Annotated in this window: 16 protein-coding genes; 7 read left to right on the top strand and 9 right to left on the bottom strand. The window is 49.8% G+C overall.

The features are described from left to right. Nucleotides 1–443: 443 nt before the first annotated feature. The 3 genes from BUC26_RS21350 to BUC26_RS21340 all read right to left on the bottom strand — a co-directional run bounded on the left by BUC26_RS21350 (nucleotide 444) and on the right by BUC26_RS21340 (nucleotide 2,988). Nucleotides 444–1,289 carry a DUF169 domain-containing protein gene (locus BUC26_RS21350; protein WP_073379298.1) on the bottom strand — a complete coding sequence of 282 codons (846 nt, stop codon included), beginning with the start codon at nucleotides 1,287–1,289 and terminating at the stop codon, nucleotides 444–446. A 115-nt stretch (nucleotides 1,290–1,404) separates the two neighbouring features. After that, the gene (locus tag BUC26_RS21345) at nucleotides 1,405–1,791 is read right to left on the bottom strand and encodes a MarR family winged helix-turn-helix transcriptional regulator (protein ID WP_208609864.1); all 387 of its coding nucleotides are present in this window, start codon (nucleotides 1,789–1,791) and stop codon (nucleotides 1,405–1,407) included. Between the two features lie 312 nt (nucleotides 1,792–2,103). Then, entirely contained in the window at nucleotides 2,104–2,988 is an 885-nt protein-coding gene (locus tag BUC26_RS21340; RefSeq protein WP_073379294.1) for an AraC family transcriptional regulator, read from the bottom strand. 180 nt (nucleotides 2,989–3,168) lie between these two features. On the opposite strand from BUC26_RS21340, the gene BUC26_RS21335 reads away from it, so the two are divergent. The 4 genes from BUC26_RS21335 (at nucleotide 3,169) to BUC26_RS22820 (ending at nucleotide 7,053) form a co-directional block, all read left to right on the top strand. Next, on the top strand, nucleotides 3,169–4,359 hold the full coding sequence (locus tag BUC26_RS21335) for an iron-containing alcohol dehydrogenase (protein ID WP_073379293.1): 1,191 nt from the start codon (nucleotides 3,169–3,171) through the stop codon (nucleotides 4,357–4,359). A gap of 30 nt (nucleotides 4,360–4,389) precedes the next feature. Further along, nucleotides 4,390–5,430 (top strand): alpha/beta hydrolase, encoded by a 1,041-nt coding sequence (locus tag BUC26_RS21330; RefSeq protein ID WP_073379292.1) that lies wholly within the window; start codon nucleotides 4,390–4,392, stop codon nucleotides 5,428–5,430. 151 nt (nucleotides 5,431–5,581) lie between these two features. Further along, nucleotides 5,582–6,004, top strand: a complete 423-nt coding sequence (locus tag BUC26_RS21325; RefSeq protein WP_073379290.1) for a cupin domain-containing protein — start codon at nucleotides 5,582–5,584, stop codon at nucleotides 6,002–6,004. Nucleotides 6,005–6,207: 203 nt separating this feature from the next. Next, on the top strand, nucleotides 6,208–7,053 hold the full coding sequence (locus tag BUC26_RS22820) for a cyclophilin-like fold protein (RefSeq protein WP_084540835.1): 846 nt from the start codon (nucleotides 6,208–6,210) through the stop codon (nucleotides 7,051–7,053). 209 nt (nucleotides 7,054–7,262) lie between these two features. Here BUC26_RS22820 and BUC26_RS24295 read toward each other — a convergent pair whose 3' ends face one another. After that, complete coding sequence (locus BUC26_RS24295; protein ID WP_143166123.1) at nucleotides 7,263–7,589, bottom strand: hypothetical protein; 327 nt, start codon at nucleotides 7,587–7,589, stop codon at nucleotides 7,263–7,265. A 566-nt stretch (nucleotides 7,590–8,155) separates the two neighbouring features. Here BUC26_RS24295 and BUC26_RS21310 point away from each other — a divergent pair. After that, on the top strand, nucleotides 8,156–9,259 hold the full coding sequence (locus tag BUC26_RS21310; RefSeq protein ID WP_244155924.1) for an IS4 family transposase: 1,104 nt from the start codon (nucleotides 8,156–8,158) through the stop codon (nucleotides 9,257–9,259). Nucleotides 9,260–9,318: 59 nt separating this feature from the next. Here the strand turns inward: BUC26_RS21310 and BUC26_RS21305 are convergent, their stop codons facing one another. From BUC26_RS21305 to BUC26_RS21285, 5 genes are all read right to left on the bottom strand, one after another. After that, complete coding sequence (locus BUC26_RS21305) at nucleotides 9,319–10,563, bottom strand: Zn-dependent hydrolase (protein WP_073379287.1); 1,245 nt, start codon at nucleotides 10,561–10,563, stop codon at nucleotides 9,319–9,321. A gap of 18 nt (nucleotides 10,564–10,581) precedes the next feature. Next, nucleotides 10,582–11,856 (bottom strand): TRAP transporter large permease, encoded by a 1,275-nt coding sequence (locus BUC26_RS21300; protein ID WP_073379286.1) that lies wholly within the window; start codon nucleotides 11,854–11,856, stop codon nucleotides 10,582–10,584. Nucleotides 11,857–11,912: 56 nt separating this feature from the next. Next, nucleotides 11,913–12,419 (bottom strand): TRAP transporter small permease, encoded by a 507-nt coding sequence (locus BUC26_RS21295; protein WP_073379284.1) that lies wholly within the window; start codon nucleotides 12,417–12,419, stop codon nucleotides 11,913–11,915. Between the two features lie 164 nt (nucleotides 12,420–12,583). After that, on the bottom strand, nucleotides 12,584–13,570 hold the full coding sequence (locus BUC26_RS21290) for a TRAP transporter substrate-binding protein (RefSeq protein ID WP_073379283.1): 987 nt from the start codon (nucleotides 13,568–13,570) through the stop codon (nucleotides 12,584–12,586). A gap of 53 nt (nucleotides 13,571–13,623) precedes the next feature. Next, nucleotides 13,624–14,478, bottom strand: a complete 855-nt coding sequence (locus BUC26_RS21285; protein ID WP_073379281.1) for a carbon-nitrogen hydrolase family protein — start codon at nucleotides 14,476–14,478, stop codon at nucleotides 13,624–13,626. Nucleotides 14,479–14,763: 285 nt separating this feature from the next. On the opposite strand from BUC26_RS21285, the gene BUC26_RS21280 reads away from it, so the two are divergent. Both BUC26_RS21280 and BUC26_RS21275 read left to right on the top strand, forming a co-directional pair. Continuing rightward, complete coding sequence (locus tag BUC26_RS21280; RefSeq protein WP_073379280.1) at nucleotides 14,764–15,672, top strand: LysR family transcriptional regulator; 909 nt, start codon at nucleotides 14,764–14,766, stop codon at nucleotides 15,670–15,672. A 208-nt stretch (nucleotides 15,673–15,880) separates the two neighbouring features. Further along, on the top strand, nucleotides 15,881–16,102 hold a 222-nt coding region (locus BUC26_RS21275), incomplete at its 3' end, for a hypothetical protein (protein ID WP_143166122.1).

The raw sequence follows: 16,102 nt of genomic DNA, 5'->3' as shown, positions 1-16,102 counted from the left end.
CGCTGATATCGTTACGATCCAGGAGTTGCTGGGCCACTCAGAAATAGAACTGACCATGCGCTACAGCCGACTGTCTAACCTAAAAACCCAGCATGATTACTACCGGGTTATGGAACGGCTGGAGACACAAAACGACGATACTCTGGCCGCAGAGGTTCCGCCCATCAGGAACTAGTTCCTGATGGGCCTCTGGTCAGAAAGACCTTGACGCGAGGACCAAAAGAGCACAATATATGAGCAACTAACACATCTATATCAATAGAAAAAACAGGATATGTTACGTATAGTTCCTGTATCTTTCGGCGTGGATACAGGAAACATGTTCACCATGTCGTCATGGTTATTGTTTAATATTGCCAAAGCCAACCTCACCCTTGTCTCGATTCGTCCAAAAAGCCTGACCCCTCTGCACTTTCATATTGTGGCAGAGACAGTTTCTTAACTTACCTGGTCTCTCCCCATTTCTTCGCGCTACGGTTTATTTTTTTGCGTACAGTCTTCCATGCTCCGTCAACGGAGAACACAGATTCGGGCAAGGCCTTTAACATTTTTTGATACAGGGACCATGACACAGTAAAAGTTAACTCGTCAACTTTCATATACTTTCTTGCTGAAGGGTCGAAGCCGCCAAGGACGGCTTTCTCTAATCCCTTTTCCTGGTAGTACAGCGGCCAGGCAACAACGTTGGTACATCCTGCCCCGAATGGAGAGACGACACTGTCTACCTCTCCGGTGGTAAACGTTGTATGGGTGAACAGGCCGCACACTACTTCCGGACGGGCAAAAAAAGTGACAAAATCAGGTTCTTCGCTGCCAGAAAAAAGAGATAGCGGCTTGAAAAGACAATATTTCCCAGGAGCTTTCCGTGGATTGACCGTATCCAGAAATTTCCTCATAGCTTTGGGGGAAGGTAAATAACGCTCACCATGAATGGGCGATCCCGCAAATCCTGTGGTTACATAATGCTCAATAAACCTCAGGTTGGGCTTCATCATTGAGCAGTAGAAAGAACCGCCGGGGCAGCCGTACTCTTCTGTGGAGATATAAGCGGTGCCTTTCTTCTTTCGAGCCAGCCAGATATTTCCCATAACACATGAAAAATGTTGAAATACCAACTGCATGTCGATCTGCCCCTGATCTTCCTGCTGGCGAGAAATGGGTGGGCCTGGTTTCGGACCAAAAGCGTTTTCCGGCTTGGTGTCATCGTAATAGACGCCGATTGGCTCTTCATCCAGGCCCAGATGTTCCAGAAAACTAGTGGTGGCCTCGAGTATTGCTTGATCTATCATGTAGTTCTCCTTGTTTTCGATAGTTCCTGTCTGGACTGAAACGAGATACAAGCTGCTGTCGATCCTGAAAACATGTTGCGTATGTAACTACTATTTCGCAGTTTATCGATACTGCCTATCTGGAGGCTCCCTCCAGATTCCTTATAATGCGTGACAAGAGAGACCGGGATGCTATCTTGTCATGCTCGTTCATACCGAGTTGCGCTTCTTCGTGTATTGCTCTGGCGAGAGTCGCGCAATGCTCTGCCGTATCCAAGGCCTTTGGCGTCGGCGCTACAAGTTTTTGCCTGCTATCGTTCCGGTCTTTGATTCGTTCTATCCAGCCACGTTTTTCAAGCCCATTGATCAGGCGGCTCACGCTTGACTTCTCAAGATGAAGACGCGCCCCAAGCTGCCCCTGAGTCATGGCCCCATCATTGAGCAGCATGATGATGGCTCCCCACTGTTCAGGAGTCATTTCTATGCCCGCGGCCTTGAGCCTCGTGGCGAGCAGGTTACTCAACAGTCTGCTCGCGATGCCTGTCAGGTAACCCAAGGATTGATTATGGTCATATGAGAATGTCATAATTTAGTTGTATATGCAACAAGCGAGCGATGTCAAATGTTTTTGTGAGCAGACGAGAAGTGGCTCTGGAGATGTGAACAAGCCTCGAAGGGAAGATCTGCTATCTGCTCAATGGAGAAATACCAATAACGATGGTACAGAAATGACAAAAAAAGAGTCAGAAAACTATCCGAAGCCTTCAGTTTACAAGTGACACGGGCAGTTCTGGCCGGAGGAGACAAGAATATGGCAGCGCTTGCAGTGCCACTCCTATGCGGTACGCAGTTCCCTGACCATCTCTGCAGGACTTTGCCCGAAATAGCGCTTGAACTCACGGCTGAACTGAGAGGAACTTTCATACCCTACCCGATCAGCGGCGATGTACGCTTTCACCTGCTCCTGCACCATTAAATCCCGTGCTTTCGTGAGCCTGATCTTCTTCAGATACTGCATCGGGGAATCTGACGTGACCTCCTTGAAGGCGCGGTGAAATGCGGATGCACTCATGCGTGCCGTACTGGCCAGTTGTTCCACGTCGACCTTTGCGGCATAGTCATTTTGCATGATCTTCAGAGCGCGTGCAATCTGTGAGAACGTACCGCTGTGCGTGGCCAGCGAACAGAGCACCGGGGCCTGGGCACCGCGAAGCGCCCGGTAAAGAATTTCCCGCACGAGACCGGGTCCGAGGATCTGGGATTCCTCCTCTGACCGCAGGCACCTGACCAACTTCGTCGTCGCGTCCAGCATTTCCTTGTCCAGGGTGGCCGGGCCGATCCCGCGAGGCAGCGACTTCTCACCGGCATACTCGATCTCGGCCGGCAGATCGATTCGACTGATCAGGTCATGCAACTGACCCATATCAATATCTATATAGAGACCTCTCAGAGGTTCTTCAGGGCTGGCAAAGGTCTCACATTCAAACGGCATGGTCACCGAGGTGACCAGGTAGTTGCTGGCGTCGTAGCGAAATGTTTGATCTCCCAGCGTGCCTATCTTGTGACCCTGGGCCACGATGCAGATACCGGGGTTGTACACCATCGGTCTCCGGGCAATATGCTGTGTCTCCTGGAAAAAGAGCACCCCGTTGAGCCTCGATTGCAGGACCCCGTCAGCCATTTCCGGGAAATATTTCAAGAGTCGAGTCAGGTGTGTCATGGGTTTATCCTCCCTCTTCATTTTCTCAGTTTCAGACAATATCCTTACCTGGAAGCCAACCAAAGATAAAGCAGCAAGCAGGAATAGGCAAAATACAGGCAGGAACAGGTATTCCGAATTGACATGCAAGTTAGTATCGTTTTGCCCACACCATAACCACAACAAGCATGGAGGTTTTCGATGAACTTTGAATTTTACAATCCGACCCGACTGATCTTTGGAGCCGGGACACTCTCGCAACTGGGAGCAGTCGCCAGTGCACAGGGGAAGAAAGCATTGCTCGTCACTGGCGGTGGCAGTGTAAAGCGTCACGGTATCTTCGCTCGTGCGACGGCAAGTCTTGAGGCGGCTGGCGTTTCTCTGGCTGAGTGCACCGGTATCGAGCCGAACCCAAGAATCACATCGGTACAACGCGGCGCGGACATCGCCAGGAAAGAAGCCTGTGATGTGGTCGTCGCCCTCGGCGGCGGCAGCACCATGGATGCAGCCAAGGTGATCGCCGCCGCAGTCCTCTACGAGGGCGATCCCTGGGATCTGATCGGCCATGGGCAGGAAAATTGGGTCTTTCCGACCAAGACCCTGCCTGTCGTCACGGTACCGACGCTTGCTGCAACCGGCTCGGAAATGAACTGTGGAGCGGTTATCAGCAACGACGAGACGAAAATAAAGTCGTTTGCGCAAACCGAATCACTCTTTCCCAAAGTTGCCCTGGTCGACCCTGAACTGACCTTGAGCGTTCCCAAAGATCAAACCGCCTATGGGGTCTGCGACATCATCACGCATGTAACCGAGGGGTATTTCAACGGTATCGACAACACACCGCTCCAGGATCGCTTTGCTGAAGGAGTTATCCTCACCGCACTTGAGTGGGGGAAAAAAGCGGTAGCCGATGGAGCCGACATCGAAGCGCGCACCCAGGTGCAATGGGCTTCCATCGTCGCCCTGAACGGTTTTGTCATGGCCGGCGCAAATCCGGCGGGATTTCCGGTGCACATGATCGAGCACGCCATCTCCGCCCATCATGACATCACGCACGGTGCCGGCCTGGCAATCGTCAATCCGGCCTGGATGCGCTTTGCTGCCACCTCCCGTCCGGCCAAATTCGTCCAGTTTGCCGAACGCATCTTCGGGCTCAAGGCCAGAAACTCCAACGATCTCGACTGTGCGCTGGCAGGTATCGATGCATTCGAGGCATTCCTCACATCCATCGGCTGCCCGACCCGGTTATCCGAACTCGGGATTGGTGACGAATTGTTGGCCCACTATGCCGAGGACGCTGCGCTGGTTCTTCGTGACCAGGACGGCAATCTGCTTGGCCGTCCGCCCATGAGCCGGCAGAATATTATCGAGGTGCTGCGCTCTGCTCTGTAGGCGGAAGCTCATGTTCAGAAGGAGTCAACCATGAAAATGAATAGATATCTATCAGCAATGACGAAGACCATGGCGCTGGTCTGTGGTTTCGTCCTTATGACGAGTGTAACCCATGCGGAGGATACGATGAGTTGGGATAAGACCTTTCCCTTGAGCAACCGGGTGCTTCACGAAAAAGTTCAGTTTCATAACCGGTTCGGCATCTTCATCACCGCCGACCTGTATAAGCCCAAAGACTTTGACGGGACCGGGAAATACGCCGCCATCATAGTTGGAACACCCTATGGCGGCGTTAAGGAGCAGGGCGCTGGCATCTATGCTCAGGCCATGGCGGAACGAGGGTATGTCGCTCTGGCCTTCGATGAATCCTACAACGGGGAGAGCGGTGGGTTTCCACGCCGGACATCCTCTGTTGAAGGCTTTGTTGAAGATTTCCACGCCGCCGTGGATTTTATAGGCACCCGCCCCTACATAGACAGGGAGAAAATCGGCGTGATCGGTCTTTGCGGCAGCGGCGGCTTTTCCTTGAGCGCGGCGCAGGTCGACCGCCGCATCAAGGCAGTGGCAACGGTCAGCATGTATGACATGAGCCGGGTCAAGGCCAACGGCTGGATGGATGCCTGGACCGAGGAAGAACGAAACGCTTATCTCGATCAACTCGGTGCAGAGCGCTGGAAGGAATATGCCGGAAGCGAGGTGAAGACGCTCGGTCTTCCCGATACCATCGACGAGAAAACCGACCCCATCACCCGTGAGTTCTATGAATACTACAAGATGGAACGCGGTCAGCACCCCCGGTCCTCGACGCATTTCACCATGACCAGTGACATGGCGTTCATGAACTACAAGCTATTGGACCGCATCGGGTCCATCGCGCCCCGCCCGATCCTCTTTGTCATCGGTGAAAATGCACACTCCCGTTATTTCAGCGAGGATGCCTACACGATGGCTGCCGAGCCCAAGGAACTGCTGGTTGTTCCGGGGGCGACCCATGTGGACTTGTATGACCGGGTAGACATGATTCCCTTTGACAAGCTGGATAGCTTCTTCACCAAGGCGCTGCTGAACTGATTGCTACCTTCTTGCCTTCAAGCAAAGCGCCGCGCCCACGAAGGGCAAGCAAAACTCCAGATCGGAAGATCGGGAGTTCTATCCATCAACGGGCTCCCAAAATGGTCAGGTGGCTGTGACCTCTGAAGGTGAATAACCTGTGAGAAAATGAATGGAAACGATGTCAGGCGACAACAACACCGATGTCTTTGGCAGTGGTGAAGAAAATATGGCCTATGCACAATACTTCATCGGGAAAAGCTATCTCAACGTACTCTCCAACGAGGGTGTTTTCATCGTCAACGTCACCTTCGAGCCGAGGTGCCGAAACAACTGGCACGTTCACCAGGCGGAACAGGGCGGAGGACAAATTCTGCTCTGTACGTCAGGGCGGGGCTGGTACCAGGAATGGGGGAAACCGGCTCGTGCGCTCAGTCCGGGCGATGTCGTCCATATTCCCGCCGGGGTGAAGCACTGGCACGGAGCAACACAAGACAGTTGGTTCACGCACCTGGCAATTGAGGTGCCCGGAGAAGAGAAAAGCAATGAGTGGCTGGAACCGGTTTTGGACGGAGACTATAACCGTCTCGCTTAGGGTACCGGAACTATGACTCTCTCGCCAAGGATGTCATCACGATCATCGGGTGCGACGAGGCTTCGGTCTCTGTCTCCATCGAGGAGATATCCTCGGCAGAAAGGAAAACGGATGTCTACAAGGCTGATTTCCGAGAGAAGGCGAAACACCTGTATAAGTGGCCTGTATGCTCGATGTAATGGATAATGCTGAGGAGGACTACTATGAATCGCTTTTTTTCGGCTTGTGTGATCGGATGTGCCATCTTCACCCTCGCTGCCTGCTTCTCTCAGGAAGGTGAAGCTTCGACTTCGGATCATGAAAAGCATGGGCTGACCTTGTCCGCGAAACAGGTCAAGATCACTTCTCAGGGACAGACGGCGATTTTTCGGCTGTATGATACGACTGCGGCAAAGCAATTCTACGCTCAGTTGCCGCTGGAACTGGATTTGAGCAATTTTCGCGATGCCCAGTGGATGTTCTATCCCCCTGAAAAGCTGAGCGTCACAGCGGATGAAGCGTATCATGATGGGAAAAAAGGTGAGCTCAGTTACTATGCGCCGTGGGGAGACGTGTTCATGCTCTACAAGGATTTTTACGCAGGTGACGAAATGCACCGACTGGGCGTCAATGTAAGTGGCATCGAGGGGATCGCGGGAATGTCAGGAAGCGCGCTCATTGAAAAGAATGAACAACACGCGGCAATGAATCATTCAGCCATGAAAATTGGCATCATTGCAAACGGCAAAACCACGGTATTCGAACTCAACAACAGCACGGCGGCCAGTGATCTCTATGCGCAACTGCCGCTGAGCGCCCCGCTGGAGAATTACAGCAACAACGAAAAAATCTTTTACCCGCCAAAGAAATTGAACATCACCGATACCCCTCAGGCGAATGCTCAAGCAGGCACCCTTGCCTACTATGCCCCCTGGGGAGATGTCGTGATATTCTACGGAAACTTCGGCTCTGCAGCGGGGTTGTATGAACTGGGGCATGTGGTCTCGGGGAACGAACATATAGAGGGAATGTCCGGCACGATACACATTGAACAGATACGGGACCGATAAAAGTATTTTGAGGTGAAGGTTCTTTCTTCCAAGTTGAACTTTTTCCTGTGAATCTTGATACTTGGTTTTGCTAAAGGTGTTAGGTGAAATCGAACTATGCCATCTGGAAGCGCCAGATCGGACCACTCCTTCTACACATAAACATAAAAGATGCAGGCCTTTTTTTCTTCGCCAACTCCCTATGAATCTCGTCAGATTCGTTCATCAGTTTATTGGTCGGTCCGGAGATGTCCCGAGCCGCCCGGTAAAATTTCTGCACCGCGGGGAATTTCTTGCCGTACATCTCGTTGAGTTGCTGCAACGTGAAAGCGGCCAGGATTAACTCCTTGTTGTCCCCGCTGCGCGGGAACAACGCCCAGGATCATGAGCGCGCCACCGCTACAAAATTCTGGGAATTCGATAAGCTCAGGGACAACAAACGGATTCAGGCAGACGCGTAATACGCGCTCATGATCCTGGGCGTTGTCCTTCGTCTTCGAGGCAACCCAGGCAATTGCCTTTTCACCAAGCCAGCCGGCTGCTTCTGCTGGTAGCATTGCTGTACCTAGGTCTTTCAAATGATCGGTAGGTTGCGCGGATCGGCCTGAGTGGTTGCCTGGACGGAGCGATAGATATTGTTGCTCTAGCGAAAGAACTCGCTGGTATTCTTTAACGCCGATTTGACCTGATTAGGGTCGAACACGACATAATAGTTGTTTTCCAACCCCCATCGCTCACGCTGCCATTATCGATAATGACGCCATTATAACCGCGTTTTATAGCCATCTTGCACAGCTTTGCTGCTGTTTCAACAGAGTCAATTTCGAGTGCTTTCTCGTCGGGTATCCTCAATGGGCTTTCCAACCTGGCAAACAGTTGTCTCAGCAAGAGGGGGCATTACAGGAATCTGATCTTATAAATTACTGACAACGTCAGGGGCGATGAGAGAAAATTATGTGATAAAAATTAATGATATTATATCAGTGCTGTCCCATAAAAATGATCGTCATAACCAATAAATAAAGGCTCGGAGAGCTTCTTGTGTTATATTGAATTTGCGAAAAACAAATATAAATACAAGGAGATCCGAGCCATGGCGCACTTTAACACAGTCCTCAATTAATTGACCGCACTTTTTCCCAGACATGATTTTGAAACGCTCGCCCAAAAGCATCACTGTGGGCAACGATTCCGCTCCTTCAGCCGCTGGAGTCAGTTTCTGGCCATGACCGTTGCTCAGCTTTCCGGTAGAAAGAGCCTCCGCGATCTGGTCTCCAATCTTGAAGCACAAGGGCGTCGCATCTATCATCTCGGCATGCGCAAAACATCTCGGGTGACACTAGCTCGAGTCAATGAACAGCAGCCCTATGGACTCTACCAGGGGCTTTTCTCTTCTTTACTCACACGCTGCCAAGCCTTTGCTCCACGCAACCGGTTCAAATTCAGTGGCAAAGTCTACCTGCTCGATGCCACTACCATCAATCTTTGCTTGGCCGTCTTTCCCTGGGCTCAGTTCCGCCAGACCAAAGGTGCCATCAAGCTCCACTTCGGGCTTGATGCCGACGGCTATCTACCCGTGTTCATGGACATGACCAAAGGAAAAGTCCATGAAAGTACCTGGGCCAAAGCGCTTTCCTTGCCTGCTGGATCTACCGTGGTTTTCGATCGCGGCTATACTGATTACCAGTGGTATCAATCGCTTTCAGACCGAAAAATCACCTTTGTCACCCGGCTCAAGCGCAATGCCGTTGTGGATTATCTGGATAAGCGCCGCGGCAGAAAAGCCCAATGGGTGGTTGGCGATCAACGAATCAGATTGAAGAACATGGACTCGGAGCTACGACTGGTCGATTATGTTGATCCGGAGACGGGAAAGCTTTACTTTTTCCTCACCAACTCGTTTGATCTAAAAGCTACCGTTATCGCTGATCTTTATAAAGAGCGATGGAAAATCGAGCTGTTCTTCAAGTGGATCAAGCAAAACCTGAAAGTGAAGACCTTTCTTGGCACTTCTCCGAATGCCGTTCTCACCCAGTTGTGGATTGCGCTTTGCGTTTATCTCCTGTTGTCGTTTTTGAAATTCAAGGCCAAACTTGGCGTGTCATTGACCGCTATACTTCGGGTGTTGCAACTGAACTTATTCGAACGGCGGCCGCTCATTGATCTATTGAGGCCGCCTGACAAAACTCAACCTATCGTTTCTCCACAGCTTTTACTGTGGAACTGACTATGGGACAGCACTGATATTATATCTATTTTCGAAAACAATAAGTGGAGTTGCTTGTCTTAATTTTCTAACAATTTTAGCAAAGTATCTAGCAAAATCTGAGATCCAATGTGAAGGTCCTCTGTGCTCGTATACTCTTCAGGGCAATGACTTTTTCCTCCCCGGCTCGGGACGAAGATCAGGTTGGCCGGTGCTCCGGTTCCTGCCCCAATTATGGCGGAATCGTGCACTGCGCCACTGTTCATCAACCTGTAGTCAATGGCTCGTTCTTCAGCACAGGCTTTGATTACATCAATCGTAGGTTGAGATAATTTTACGCAGGGCCCCTGGGCAATAAGTTTTGTTTGTACTGTCAGATTTCTCTTTGTGCATACTTCCTTGAGCATTACCTCAATTCTTTCTGCCGTAATGTCAATGCCACCCTGAATGACATCGCGAATATCAATAGTGAATAGTATTTGTTCGGCAATGATGTTTGCTGCATTGGGGATAACATCCAGATAACCAACTGTTGCAACTGTTGTCGGGTACCTGCTTTGTTTGGCGATCGTTTCAATTTCCTGTATTGCTATGCTGGCAGCAATGAGGGGGTCTCGGCGCTTATGCATCGGTGTCGATCCTGCGTGATTCGACTCGCCAATTATAGATACCTGCAGTGTTTTGATGCCGGCGACGTTTTCGACGATCCCTATTTGCGCTTTTTCCTCTTCAAGGAAAAAACTTTGCTCTATGTGTAGCTCAAGCATCTGCGCAATTTCGCCTGGCTTGATGATATCCTTATCTATCAATTCCGGGGAGAGGCCGCCGGCAAGAAGATAGTCATAAAACGATGTGTTGTTTTTGTCCGTCAGGGTTTTAAGGTCGTCCAGATTGAGCATTCCGGTCAGGGCCTTACTGCCTAAAGTTGTACATCCGAAGTTGCTGCCTTCTTCTTCGACAAAAATAATGAATTCTAATGGGTATGCAGAGGGTATGTGATTGTCGACTAGGCACCTGAATACTTCAAGAGCCGAAACGACACCATAGAGTCCGTCGAATTGACCGCCATATTTAACCGTGTCGGTATGTGATCCAACAACAATTGATTTTTTGTTGGTGTTGTTTGGGTTCCAGGTGGCCCGCAAGTTGCCTATATTATCGGTCCGCGCGATGATGCCGAGTTTGGCGAGTTCTCGAGTGATATAGGCCCTGCATTTTTGGTCGTTTTTGCTAAAAGAAAAACGGGTGATGCCGTGACCCGGGGTGTCGTTAAAGCTGTTTATTGTTTTTAGATCATTTTGAATTCTTTCGAAGTTGATGTCCATGATTGTTTGTAAATCATTCTAGTATAGCAGATTGGGGATTGCCAGACTGATCCAGGGGATGTAGGTGAGAAGGATTAGGGCGATTACCATGATGAAGATAAAGGGGATGCAGCCTTTGACAATCTCAACTAAGCCCATCCCTGAAATGGCTACTGCGACAAAGAGGTTTAATCCGACAGGGGGAGTGAGCATCCCTACAGAAAAGTTGACCAGATTGATTACGCCAAAATGAACCGAGTCTATGCCAACTTGCGCGGCTATGGGCTGCATTAAGGGGGCAAGCACGATAATGGCTGAAGCACTATCTAAGAAGCAACCGGCAATCAGCATGATGATGTTGAACAAGGCGGTGATAGCCACGGCAGAGTCTGTCAAGCCGAGTACAGATGAGGCAAGTGCCGTCGGTGTCCCGGTAATCGTCAATAACCACGAAAAAGCGGATGCGCCCGCCGTGATCAGCAACAGTGCTCCAGAGGTCAGTCCGGTGTTTTCAAGAATTTTGAGTAGATTTTTCCTGTTTACCTGCTTGTAGACAACTGTTCCAACCAGTAACCCATACATGCACGCGACCGCTGCAGATTCAGTTGGCGTAAATACCCCACTGTAAATGCCGCCGAGCAATATAACCGGTAAACCAAGACCCCATGCTGATCCTCGAAAAGCGGCAATTACTTCGGCAAAAGATGGGAAAGGAGTGTTGGGGTATTTTTTGATTTTCGAATAGATCATACAGTAAAAGATGAGCAGGACGGCAACAAGAATGGCCGGCAAAATGCCAGCGGCAAACAGTTTCCCCACACTGGTTGCAGTGACGGAACCATAAATGATCAAGGCAATGCTGGGAGGCACGATAGGCCCGAGAGTGCCGGCCGTAGTCAAAAGACCGATGGAAAATCGCTTACTGTAGCCCGCTTCAACAAGAGCGGGAAACATGATACTGCCGATGGCAACAACGGTCGCCGGGCTTGAGCCGGAAATAGCTCCGAAAAAGAGACAGGAAAGAACGGCGGCAGAAGCAAGGCCGCCCGGCGCCCAACCAATAAGGACCTGCGCTAGCTTGATGAGTCGTGAGGAAAGTCCACCAACCCGCATTAGTTCCGCAGCCAATATAAAAAACGGAATGGCCATTAAAGAGAAGTTGTTCATGCCGGAGAACATTCTCATCGGGACAATGGTCGGATCCATCGAACTAAAGAACCCTATTGCACAAACGACCGAAAACGCCAAAGCGCCATAAATGGGCAAGCCGAATAAGAGGAGTACAATGAAAATGGGCAACAAGAACGTAATCATTTGAAAATTCTCAGTAAACGATTTTTGGTTGTGCTTTGTTGTGGCAAGGCTGCCTTTTAAGCATAGAGTGCTTCGTCGTTTTTAGAGTGAGTGCCGTATTTCCACTCGGAATAGATGATTTCAATGTAACGGAAAATTTGGAGCATGGCCGTTGCCGGAATAAATGCATAAAGCCAGGCGACGGGGATTCGCAGCGACGGAGAAAGCTGGCCACGGGCGAGCGTAGCAAGAAAGAGGTTGCCGCCGTAGTAGACAAGTGCCAAGCCAAATAGGATACCGAGGGTTGACGATAGATAAATAAAAAGACGTCTTCCTGACTTTGGAATGACCGCTCGAAGAATATCAACCGTGATATGAGCTCCTTTTCTGATCCCCATGCTTGTTGAAATAAAGCTCATGGTGATGATGAGGTACAAAATGACTTCCTCCGCCCAGAAGATGGAGTTATTAAGACCGTAACGAAACACTACTTGTGTAAACGTGAGTATGCTTGCTACAGCAAGAATGATGCTTATGGAGAGGCCTTCTATCTTGTCTAAAAAAACACTTATTTTTTCAAGCATGGGGAGCTACCTCACGAATGCCGGTTCGGTCCATCACAGAAAAGAAAGGAGAAAAGAAATCCTTAACATGCTGTTTGTTGAAATGTAGTTCTCGTCTCGAACTGGGGCGGATTAGCGAAGGGCGTCTCTCATTGGTGATCAGAGACGCCCTTCCGGTTGATAATTTAGTTCATGCCTGTCTCGGCGTAGACCAAATCCAGCAATTCGGAGGTAACTACCTTGCGGAACTCCTCGTGTACCGGTTTGCTTGCTTCAATGAAGGCTGCTAGGTTTTCTTGGCTGAGTTCTGTTACTTCAGTGTGTTCTTTGATGGCTCCCAGAGCATTTTTCTCAAAATCACCTGTCAGTTTACGCGCGAGATCGCGACCGTTGTCAAATGCTTCGACCATGACCTGCTGAAGGTCTGCCGGTAGAGAATCCCAGGCATCTTTGTTGACCACCGCGGCATAGCCATGATACGCGTGAGAACTGAGGGTCATGTACTTTTGTACTTCATAGAAACGCATGGTGGCTATGTTGGCGATGGGATTCTCCTGGCCTTCGATAACGCCTTGCTGGAGTCCGTTGTACACTTCGGTAAAGGCCATTGCTGTAGGATTTGCGCCAAAATTGCGATAGGTACTGAGCAAAATCGGTGATTGCATTGTCCGCATTTTAATGCCTTTCAGTGATTCCGGTTTTTCTATGGGGCGGACATTATTTGTCATATGGCGAAAGCCAGCACCCCAGAAGTTGACAGCGTGCATTCCGTGGCCGCTAAGAGTGTCAAGAATTTTGCGGCCGGCCGGTCCGTCCAGCACCTTCATCATCAGTTCATCCGAGGGGAGAAGAAAGGGCAGATCAAGAATTTGAATACGCGGTTCGAAGTTGCCTAACGTGGCAGTGGGGGGGATGGCGATCTGTACCATGTTCATTTGCAATTGCTCGATAATCTCTACATCACCGCCAAGCTGCGCTGCCGGAGAGACGGTTATTTCTATTCTCCCTTGAGATTTTTCTTTGACTTCTTTCGCAAATGCCAGCGCTGCCTGACCGTTTGGGGTATCCTCAATGAGGACATGGGCAAATGTAAAGTTGAATTCTGCAGCTATGGCTGACGAGTAGATGAAGAAACCGAGTGCAATTGTCAGAAATACTAGCCATTTTTTCATTGCTTTTCTCCTTGTTTGATTTTTTGCGACGGATAGGGGTGTCTCCCGGCCGCTTAATCGACCATAGCGTCGGTAATAAAACGGTAACTCGTTCGTGCTTCGACCATCTTGGCGTAGGGCAAGGTGGTGGTTAGTATCGTTGTTTCCGATTCCGACGCGCATTCCAGAACCTCGCCAGTGGGCGCAACGATCTGGCTAATTCCCAACCGCTCCCACGTGCCGGCCAGGCTGCCCATGTCCTGGCAACCGCACCCGTTTGCAGAAACGACAAAAGCCTGGTTCTGGACTGCGGTAACGAGAGCTAATTGCTTCCAGAAATCTCGTTTGGGGCCATCGATACCGACACCGCCCTTGTTGCCTCCACGCCACATTGACGAAGTGAAAACGATAATCTCTACGCCCTGGCGAAAAAGCTCCCGCGTGTACTCGGGGAACATGGCGTCATAGCAGATTACCATGCCTATCCTTCCGAATTCGCAGTCAAACACGTCGATTGAATCTCCGGCCGTGTAATAGAGCTTTTCAAGAGTGGGAAAGTGAATTTTTCGGGTCACGCCAACGATGCCAGCCGGGCCGATCAATGCTGCACTGTTATGAATAACTCCGACATTTTCGCCACGCTCGGCAAAGCCAACGATAATATGCATCCCGTGTTGTTTGGTGGCGGCGGAAAGCGCCTGCAATTCAGGTCCGTCAATTTCTATCGTGCCCTCATCCCAATAGCGACGGAGTCCGTTGGGGTCGTGGGAGAAAAAACCGGTTATGCACATCTCCGGAAAGACAACCATCTGGGTCTTCTTCTTCGCTTCTGCTTCGATTACCTCCAGCAGGTGTTGGAGGTTCTGCGTGCGCTCGGTGAAACGTCCGATCTGGTATTGGACAACGGACGCTACAATATCGTTTTTCATGAGGGATCCTGCGTGAATGTTGGTTGGATGCTGACGATGATTTGCCAAATTCGGATGTGATCACCCTGTTCTGTGTTAAGCCGCGGTCTTTACTTGAGAAAAGTGGCGGTGACAACCGATTCTAAAAAGTCTATCAGGGAAGACTCAACAAAACAATAGCGCGAAATTTTGGCATGCTGTAAAAAATTTTACAGTAGTGGGCAACATTGTAAATTTTGCGGAAACTGACAGAGTGTCTGGTTGTGGTCCTTTCTTCGTGTCGTATCGTCCTTTCGAGATGGTTTGATGAATAAGCAACCTGATTTTACAAAAATAAATTGGAACGACCTGAAATATTTTCTGGCATTGAAGCGACAAGGGCGACTTTGCCTTGCCTCTAAGAAAATTGGCTGTAGCCATGTAAGTATTGCAAACAGGATAGCAGCGCTGGAAGAATGTATGAGCACCAAGCTGTTTTATCAAAATAGCCGGGGCTTTCATCTGACTAAGGCGGGAGAGAAACTCGTTCCCTACGCGGAAAAATGTGAGCGGGAGCTCCGTCTGGCCATGGAAGTCTATCGTCAAGAACAGAAAATCCGATCAAAAATCCGGATAGGAGTGACTGAAGGTATCGGCAACTATTTTATTGCCACTCGGCTAGCTTCGTGGATCAAGGACAAAGACATCGATATCGAACTCATATCCTTGCCTAGCTTGACCACGATTACCGCCGGTGAAGTGGATATCAGCATCACCCTTGGCCCTCAGAAGGGATACAATATAATTCAGCAACGGTTGACTCCCTATAAAATCGGGATTTACGCCAGCAGGGATTACGCAGCGAACAATCCGCCGATAATAGGTGTTGAAGATCTGCTGCAGCACTATTTCATTGGCTATATTGAAGAGCATGTCTTTTCGGAGGATCTTCGCTACCATGAAGAGATTTCACCGAATCTGCAAATAGTCTACAAATCAACCACCATCCATACGCAGCGCCTGTCGATCGAAACCGGTTTAGGCCTGGGGCTGCTGCCCCACTATGTGGCTCACGGCAACCCGAATCTCGTGCACCTGCTACCGGATATTCAATTCAAAAGGGAATACTGGATATCTTCAGGAACCGATCTGCATCAATTCAAGGACTTGAAGATAACATGGGATTTTATCATGTCTACCGCAGCCGAAAGCAAAACCACCTTCCTTCCTAGTTGATGAGAAATGGCCTCGATTTGTTGGACAGTTTAGCGGCGAAGTTTAGGGAGACAAGAAACCATCGACCTTGCCGCTTCTATTATCAAGAAGTTATCAATTCGCTCGAACTTAATCTTGTTCCTGTCTATACGTAACAAAATTCAGACCCCATAAATGATATACTGAGGTCATTAACGTTCTGTTTTTTCTGAAAAAGAAAAAGGAGGCGATGATGACCGAAGAACTCAGTCTGGTAAAAACGTCCGTTTTTGATCAAAAAACCGGATTCACCTATCATTCTGGCAGCAAAACCGCCCATTACCACAATAGCAGCGCCGAACTTAAGCGCTATACAACCCACCGATGGTGCTCACGTCTGGCGGCCAGCAAACTTCCTGGCGCTGATCTGGCCGTTGAATATTTGTACGCCAAGTACATCAGGAATCTCTCA

Origin of the sequence: Desulfofustis glycolicus DSM 9705 (assembly GCF_900130015.1) — a bacterium.
Taxonomy (GTDB): Bacteria; Desulfobacterota; Desulfobulbia; order Desulfobulbales; family Desulfocapsaceae; genus Desulfofustis; species Desulfofustis glycolicus.
Note: the sequence above shows the minus strand (reverse complement) of the source record. Positions and strands in the feature narration are given on the sequence as shown.